This is a genomic window from Pseudomonas sp. RIT778 (assembly GCF_019718735.1).
Classification (GTDB): domain Bacteria; phylum Pseudomonadota; class Gammaproteobacteria; order Pseudomonadales; family Pseudomonadaceae; genus Aquipseudomonas; species Aquipseudomonas aphyarum.
The window spans coordinates 36128-43714 of record NZ_JAIHBA010000045.1 but is presented as its reverse complement, the minus strand read 5'-3'; the positions used below and the strand labels follow the sequence as shown (position 1 = coordinate 43714).

The 7587-nt window shown below is 45.4% G+C and carries 6 protein-coding genes; 1 reads left to right on the top strand and 5 read right to left on the bottom strand.

The features are described 5' to 3' along the window. Positions 1-158: 158 nt before the first annotated feature. The 3 genes from K5E37_RS26470 to K5E37_RS26460 form a co-directional block, all read right to left on the bottom strand. Positions 159-668 carry a Bro-N domain-containing protein gene (locus K5E37_RS26470; protein WP_221535559.1) on the bottom strand — a complete coding sequence of 170 codons (510 nt, stop codon included), beginning with the start codon at positions 666-668 and terminating at the stop codon, positions 159-161. A 389-nt stretch (positions 669-1057) separates the two neighbouring features. Further along, the gene (locus K5E37_RS26465) at positions 1058-1477 is read right to left on the bottom strand and encodes a very short patch repair endonuclease (protein ID WP_221535558.1); all 420 of its coding nucleotides are present in this window, start codon (positions 1475-1477) and stop codon (positions 1058-1060) included. Next, positions 1478-2665 (bottom strand): restriction endonuclease, encoded by a 1188-nt coding sequence (locus K5E37_RS26460; protein WP_221535557.1) that lies wholly within the window; start codon positions 2663-2665, stop codon positions 1478-1480. An 81-nt stretch (positions 2666-2746) separates the two neighbouring features. On the opposite strand from K5E37_RS26460, the gene K5E37_RS26455 reads away from it, so the two are divergent. After that, positions 2747-3721: a DNA cytosine methyltransferase gene (locus K5E37_RS26455; RefSeq protein WP_221535556.1), complete on the top strand. Its 975-nt coding sequence runs from the start codon at positions 2747-2749 to the stop codon at positions 3719-3721. A 30-nt stretch (positions 3722-3751) separates the two neighbouring features. Here the strand turns inward: K5E37_RS26455 and K5E37_RS26450 are convergent, their stop codons facing one another. Together K5E37_RS26450 and K5E37_RS26445 are read right to left on the bottom strand one after the other, a co-directional pair. Then, on the bottom strand, positions 3752-5155 hold the full coding sequence (locus K5E37_RS26450) for a hypothetical protein (RefSeq protein WP_221535555.1): 1404 nt from the start codon (positions 5153-5155) through the stop codon (positions 3752-3754). A gap of 1 nt (position 5156) precedes the next feature. Then, positions 5157-7403, bottom strand: a complete 2247-nt coding sequence (locus K5E37_RS26445; protein ID WP_221535554.1) for an ATP-binding protein — start codon at positions 7401-7403, stop codon at positions 5157-5159. Between the last annotated feature and the right edge of the window lie 184 nt (positions 7404-7587).

Here is a 7587-nt window from a genome sequence, read left to right as displayed (position 1 = left end):
GTCCTTGAGTGGGGGAGGGGTATTAATAGCGGGAGGTGGGGTGGGTTGCACTGATTGTTTTCAGAATGATGCAGAACCAGTCTGCCGAGGATTGTCCTCCAAAGAACTCCGGGCCATAAAAAACCGCTGCTTGAAAACTCAAGCAGCGGTTTTTTATGTCAGTAAGTACGCAGCATTCGTGAAGCTTTACGCCACCAGGATTCCTGACGATTGAACGGATCCTCCGCCAGCAAACACGGCATATCCCGCAACCGAATCCACGGCTCATCCTGCCAGTGCAACGTGCTCAACGACATCTTGGGCCAGCTCAAAACACTCAGTATCGGACGCTCAACCGAGCGCATCGGACAGGCATCTCGCAGCGCGGGTACAACCTGATGCGTCACCCACTCGCGAAGCTGCCGATACTCGGGGCAGTAGTGATAGACCAGCAGCGCATATACGCCTGACTCGCTCACCATCAAGTGTTCTCCGGCTTCGCCATAGGTCTCAACGCGCATCATCTGCCGCTGATCAGCATCGAGTTTGCGCAGTTGTCGCTCATCCAGATATTTGCCCATCAACCGCCCCAGTTCATGTACGCAGAACCACGCCTGGTTCTCCACCAGAAGGGCATGCAGGTGGGTTTTGTTGCGGGTAAAACGAGTCGGAAGAAGTGGTTCAGACATGACGTGCCTCCTGAGTCGGGAGCACGGGATTCAAACGGCGGGTACAGCGATTCGCCTTCATCATGAAGGCTGAGTAGTCAGGCATTTCCATTTACCTCTGGCTGCTTTCTTAGGGCATTCGTTAAGGGTGTCGGGAGCTAAGAAACCCACCAGAGACGGGCCGGACATATTCCCCTTTCGGGTCTTGTATTCGCCCACTCCCGACATAACGGGACTTTTCGCAGGCGTAGAGAAACCGCAGACGAAAAAAGCCGCATGACTGTCGGGTGCGGAGGACCGCTCTGGTTGTGGCGTTTCTTAGGCGCCGAACTGGGAGCCTATGGGCTCAACCCAGCATGGTCAACCCTTCAGAAGCGACAAATGTTTTGATGCAAAAAGAGTCGTAGGCCTTAGGCATCACGCTTGAATGCATTTTGGATTTCAAGGCGTAGGAGATCTCTGTTTTTTGTGTGGCACTCCCAGATGGTCACAACTCGCCAGCCCATATTGATTAGCGCTTGCTGGGTTTTAAGATCTCTTTCGACATTTTTTGCTAGCTTGTTTTGCCAAAAATCCACTCTGCTTTTAGGCATGTACGCGTATTTGCAATCGGGGTGTCGGTGCCAAAAGCAGCCGTGAACAAACATACACAAACCATGCTTCGGGAAGACCAGATCAGGCGTTCCCGGCAGATCTCTTCTATGTAAACGGAAGCGAAACCCCATTTCGTGACATAGCGAGCGCACCACCATTTCTGGCTTGGTGTTCTTCCCTCTGATCTTGGACATGATCTTCGAGCGATGCTCGGGGGAGACTATGTCTGCACTCATTCACACCTCGGTCAAAGGGAAACTCATGTTCAACCATCTCATCACTGCGTTGCCGTCCTGAAGCCCTGTTTCGCGAAGAAGCTCAACAATATCTCTTCCGGCAAGAATCATCACAGGATGGCCGTCTTCCACGATTTCTTTGTAGGCTTGGTCGTGTAGCCAGGATGTGGTGATGATTACTCCAAATTGCCGATGCCGTAGGCGAGAAATAAGCCTGGAAACCTCACGGACGCCCACTGAGTTAGCGATACCGTAGCATTTAGCCTCGATTGCAAAATCTACTAAAACCGACGTTTCAGGCCTTCCAATTCTGAGCTTACCTGTACCGTCTCGACCACCATCGCGATAGCGCCTCGTCAGATCGAGCTCGACTGTCTGAGGCAAACAGACTCTTACCAGATGCGCCGCGCACGCTTCAAATGCGTACGGATCTGACTCGAAATGCTTGTGTAGGATCGAAAGCATTTTCATGTCTTCTTTCGAAGATGGCAGTTGTTCCTTTTTGGAGCGAATAGGCTGAGATCGTTTGGCAATCAGAGGTGTGTATTGTCCGGATCGCACCCACTTCATCCACTCCAGCGGTGCGTGCGCGCTATCACTTGCACGCACGCCGTTGATGATATCCGTCAGCCAATCTCTTGAAATCTCAGGTAGGTCAAGAATTGTGAAAGTCGCCCTGTAATTCTGAAAGCGCTGGCCCTTGCTGGCATGCCATACGGCCACCAAATCATCATTGTGGGTGCTTCCGATTCGACCAGGGACGGCAAGCCCTCTGAAAATCACATCTCGATAGATCCCAGCTTTGGTGAAAACGAAAATAGGTGGGATATCCGCCCGGGAGCCAGAGTGTTGTCGCTCGAAAATTAGCTCCAAAAGATTGTTGCCATAGCGATTGGTTTCGTCCAATTTACGCCCGGGCTTCTTGTTGTCGCCGTAATAGGTAAATACCCCCGTCGAGAGGTCCAGTTCGTCGGGCCAATCAAGGTCCTCCATGCTCGACAACAGGGCAATGAGGCGTGGGTCACTTCGTTTTCCTCGAATCCTGAAGCCACCTTGATTGCTAAGGTTCAATAGCTTTGTCAGTGGATCATCGCTGGAATTGCCATTGCGGCTACCGGCATAGCGGGCGTCAATCATCAAATCTGAGCTTGACAGCTCGTCAACAGAGTAAACCAGGTTGTCTGTCATGGTGGTGTCCTAGTGCCATCAGTGTTGAATGGTGCCGGGAACCTGGTAACCTGGCTAGAAGATTAATTTAAAGGCTTTGAAATGGATCAGATTCGTACGTTTGACATGTTCTGTGGTGCGGGAGGTAGTAGCCTCGGTGCGCGAGAGGGCGGTGCCAAAATCGTTGGCGGTGTCGATCTGTGGGGGCCGGCGGTTGAGTCTTTCAAGCTGAACTTTCCCGACGCTCATGTCTTTCAAGAGGATCTTCGGATTCTCACTCCAGAACAGGTATTGCAAAAGACAGGTCCCATTGATCTTCTAATTTCTTCTCCTGAATGCACTCACCACACCTGCGCTAGAGGAAGTAAGCCAAGATCTGAAGAGAGTAAAGATACTGCTTTTCAAGTTATTAGATACGCTGAAGTAATGAAGCCTCGGTGGATTACTTTGGAGAATGTTGTACATATGAAGCCTTGGGGGCGTTACAGTGAGTTGATGAATGAACTCACTGAGTTGAAATATAACGTGCGTGAGCAGGTAATAGATGCTTCATGTTTTGGAGTTGCTCAGCGACGACGAAGGCTGTTTATGATTGCTGACTTGATGGGTAGTCCAGACGAAGTGTTACCTATTAATACGTCGTATAAAAATGTTTGGGATGTTTTAGATAGATCCGGCAAATATAAAATGACTCCGCTACGGCGACCGAATAGGGCTAAAGAGACTCTAGCACGTGCTGATCGCGCAATAAGTGAGTTAGGGCCGAATAAAGATTTCTTAATTGTTTATTATGGCACAGACGGTGGTGGCGGTTGGCAGCGAATGGACGCACCACTTAGAACAATTACCACTGTTGATCGTTTTGCTTATGTTAAAGCAACTGGAGATGGTCATCTGATGCGAATGCTTCAGCCTGAAGAGTTGCGAAGAGCTATGGGGTTTCCTGATTCATATGAGTTCCCAAGCGTTACTCGGCGTGAAAAGGTCAAGCTGATGGGGAACGCAGTATGCTCCCCCGTAATGGAAGCTATAGTTAAAAGCCTAAGAGTTTCAGCATCCAGAAAAAGTGCCGCATGATAATAAAAGGCCTCCGTAAGGAGGCCGTGATTATCGCAGTTCAACTATGCCGGGGCGCGTAGTTTGACGTATTAACCAACTGTTAATGTCGGAAAGAATTTGCTCGCGAAGTCGGCCAAGAACTTTTTCTTTGAATCTTTCGTTTGCCTGGCTGCTGTCTAAAGAAAAAGTCAATCTAGAGTTGAATATGAAGTGATAGTGCTCGTGTTGGCTGCTCATCATTTCTGGTAGCTTTATTAAATACTCGCCTAGCAGTTTGTTCCCTCTGGTTTCCTTGTTGGTGGAATCACAGTAATGAACATGTGTTTTTGGAACCTTAATACCAAGAATATATTTGCTCCAAGGTGACTTGTTTTGCGCATGGTCACAGGGAGGCGTAATGTCTAAAGCAATCAATGTGCAAGCTGCGGCTATTTGGTCTTTTTGAGCTTTTTCAGCTTTCAATAGTTGCATGAAATTAGTGCGTAAAAACTTCCAGAAATCGATATCATTGGTCTCTCCAATAGGGAGAATACCTCTATCACTTGAAAGATTTATAATGCTTCCCGGAGGCAGGGGCGTCGATATTTTTGATTCTTCAAAATGGATGATTCTATTTGTCTTGGCTTTCCAATTGTCTAATCTGTTATGCCGTTCCTTATCTATACTGTTGAAAGATTCTAAGCCTTCAATTGTAGCCCCAATTTTATCTCTCAAGATCGATGATAGAACTTCTTTGATTCCTTTCTTTATGTTGTCGGGTGCAATATTTTGTCCTATATCAGCAAGTGCCATTTCTCTAAGTATACTACCTAGATCGCTGTCAAATAAGTTGCCTGGTTGGATGAAGCTGGTGATCTCTGATATTGTTTCTGATATGGCTCTTACTGCTTCAAATTCCCAGCATAGAAGTGCTTTTGTTGCGGGGTTTTGGCTTGTTTTTTCATTTATGTGTAGTGTTAATTCGTTTATTAAGGGTGGTTCTATGTCGGAGATTGGCTTAACATCACTATGTTTTCCGTGTGTTGTAAATTGTGGCTTGGTGTCTAGCGAAATAAAGGCATATGGCCTTTGAGTTGCGGGTAGGTTGTCCCGAAGGTGATTGAACATTTCTTCAGCTTTTCGTTCTCCAAGTTTGCTGTCTGCACCAGCCCAGGTGGACCAAGTAACTAAAAGCCAAGGGCCGTTATTCTCAGATACGACTGATTCAATGGTCGTAACCGCAGCATCATAATCATTTTTCCCGGGTTCTCCAGCAGATGTTAAAGCCAAGTCTTGGAAAACTACGCGTATTCCGTTGAGTTTTGTAGGATTGGTCTCGTTATATTCAGTTAGTTTTTTTTCATCGTATTGGAAAAAATAACATGGTATTAATTGTGAAAGCAGAATGTTGCAAATTAACATTCCGTCATGATGCTTGTCATCTACGACCAGCGCGTGCCCCATGTTTGTCATATTATTCTTCCTTCTTAAATACTAGGCCTACTTGTGCGCCAGTTATTACTTTTGGTGTTTCAATTGAGTGTTTTTCAGGAAAGGCGAGTCGACCCGCGTGAGATTTCATGACCAAATCGGTGTAGTACAGGCCAATTCCCATGCCGGCAGGCTTTCTTGTATGGAAAGGTTGAATTATATCAGCCGCTCCGTCTATGAATCCTGGACCGTTGTCTGCAATTATGATTGCGGGGGACTCTAATTCTTTTGTTGGTGAAATCCAGATATAGCGCTCTGCTTCGTTTTCGTCTAGCCAGTAAATAGCATTGTCTATCACGTTAACCAAGGCGGAAGTTAGCATTCTTCGCATACCCTTGATTTTGAAATCTAGTTGAGGGGAGTTTTTGAACCCGTCTAGGAAAGTGATGTTATGCCGTTTAAAGCGTCTTTGTTGTGTTAGTAATGCGTATTTTACAAGGTCGGAAGCATTGATTTCTTCCATCTTCTTGTTGCTCACCATATACATGGCGCCTTGTAAAATTGAAACTAACTCATTGGACATCATCTGTAGTTGGTCGATTGGAGCTTTATCTTGAATGCTGGCATTTAAGCCTTTGACTCCTCTCTCTAATTCATGAAATACAGTAATTAATCCTAAACCGGCGCCAGCGGCGGATAACATAACGTCTCTGGTTTCTCTGTAGCTCTTACCGACCCCGCGTACAAGATCGCCAATCTGGGCGTCCAGTTCTGTGTTTTTTAATACAGACTGCTCAAGTTCGTTTAAAAGGTCTTCGACCCCTTTTTTATTATTTAAGTTATTCTGCTTTCCTGGTGCAGTGGCCAATGCATCCTTGAGTCTGCGCTTATCTTTGTTTCTCTCTGCTTCGAATTGCGAGATTATACAGAGCATTGCATAAACAAGTTCATTGTAAGCATCATTCTCAACGAAGCCCTCTCGGTTTGTTTTTTCTTTTAATTCAGGGCTTCCTTCAAGTTCTAGATGGATTTCACCAATGATTTGCTTGCTACCAAATTTTCGAGTTGGTCCCTGAATTCTTCTATGGTCCAAGCCTAACCAGTCATCTCCAGGCTCTCCATAATTGTAAACGCGAAGCCCGTCCCTATAGACTTTTATTCCACCTTGTTGTTTGACGTATTCTTCAAGTCCTCCTTTTTCATCTTTTATATAACGCATGATCTCTTTGTCGAAGTCGAAACCTATGATCTTCCCTTTAAGTGTTCCGATGCCTAGACCCGTTTTTTTGATGGAGGGTTCTTTGAATTCATCTTTATCTCCATTAGTAATGGTTTCTATAGTTTGGTACAGGTTTGGCCGGGTTGGGCGCTTATTTCTCTCTTTCCAGTTTTGACCATCCTCCGGAAATTTGAAACGGAAAAACTCGAAGTTTTCTGAAGTTATAGGAGAGTCTCGATCATCAATAATTCCATGATAATCTGCCTTGATCGCAGCGTATGGAGTGAATTTGTAATCGTAGTGCAATCCCTTGTTTGAAAGTTCAAAACTGAAGCAGAATAAGCTTTGGCTTTCTGCTAGCTCGGGATCGAATAGGTCATCCAGCCAGTTCTTCGGTGGTTCAATTTTAAATGTGACCTCGAAACCATCTTTATATTTGGGTTTTTCTGAGTCACCATTCTGATTCTCAAGGGTTAGGGGGGCGGGTGTCATAGACTTTACTGAGCGGTAAAGTTTTCGTATTTCACCTCTTCTCCATTTTTGTTTTAAGTTTGATATTTTTATATATGTGCCAGTTGCTCCATTAACAAATGTTTCCGCTTCGCGTTCGCTAATAGTGATTTCTGCTTGGTCTAAATAATCTGATTTTGAAAATTCTTCCCAGTCGATATTGACTACTACTTCTGGTGTGTTGTCAGATTTTGTTACCATTGTTATTTTGGTGCCGAGCCTATGGACGGCAAACCGACCAACTCCCTTTTCTCCTACTTGTAATCTTCCCTTGCCGGTCCGTTTTCCTTCTAAGCGTTTTTCGAGTTTGTGTCCGTGTGCAGGCTCCATCCAGACATCTTTGACAGTCTTAAAGCTCATTCCATATCCGTCGTCTCTAATCTCGATAATGCCATTTTCTTGGTCGATATTTTGTAGTGTTAATTTTACCTCGCTAGCATCCGCGTCATAAGAATTTTTGACTATCTCAAAGAGTGCAAGTGTATGGTTTTTTATTAGTTGTTCTCCTAATAGCTCCATAATTCGAGCTTTAGGCCTAAAGTGTGTGGTTGTTTTTTGCATAGTAATCCCTTAAAAAAAAATAGAATATTTTTGGCGGGAGCTCTGTTTGGTATTGATTAGACGAGTAGAGAAGTTATCTAAAGAAAATGAAATGCACATAGTATCTTAAGTCCTTTTATTCCTTAATGAATCAAGTTCCTAAGGGGGGGGCGATATTTACGTACAGCTCTGAGCCGGGTGCTCC

What these genes read in the sequence shown, in the direction of transcription:
- K5E37_RS26470 (WP_221535559.1), bottom strand. Translation starts at nt 668, where the DNA reads ATGTCTGAACCACTTCTTCCGACTCGTTTTACCCGCAACAAAACCCAC.
- K5E37_RS26465 (WP_221535558.1), bottom strand. Translation starts at nt 1,477, where the DNA reads ATGAGTGCAGACATAGTCTCCCCCGAGCATCGCTCGAAGATCATGTCC.
- K5E37_RS26460 (WP_221535557.1), bottom strand. Translation starts at nt 2,665, where the DNA reads ATGACAGACAACCTGGTTTACTCTGTTGACGAGCTGTCAAGCTCAGAT.
- K5E37_RS26455 (WP_221535556.1), top strand. Translation starts at nt 2,747, where the DNA reads ATGGATCAGATTCGTACGTTTGACATGTTCTGTGGTGCGGGAGGTAGT.
- K5E37_RS26450 (WP_221535555.1), bottom strand. Translation starts at nt 5,155, where the DNA reads ATGACAAACATGGGGCACGCGCTGGTCGTAGATGACAAGCATCATGAC.
- K5E37_RS26445 (WP_221535554.1), bottom strand. Translation starts at nt 7,403, where the DNA reads ATGCAAAAAACAACCACACACTTTAGGCCTAAAGCTCGAATTATGGAG.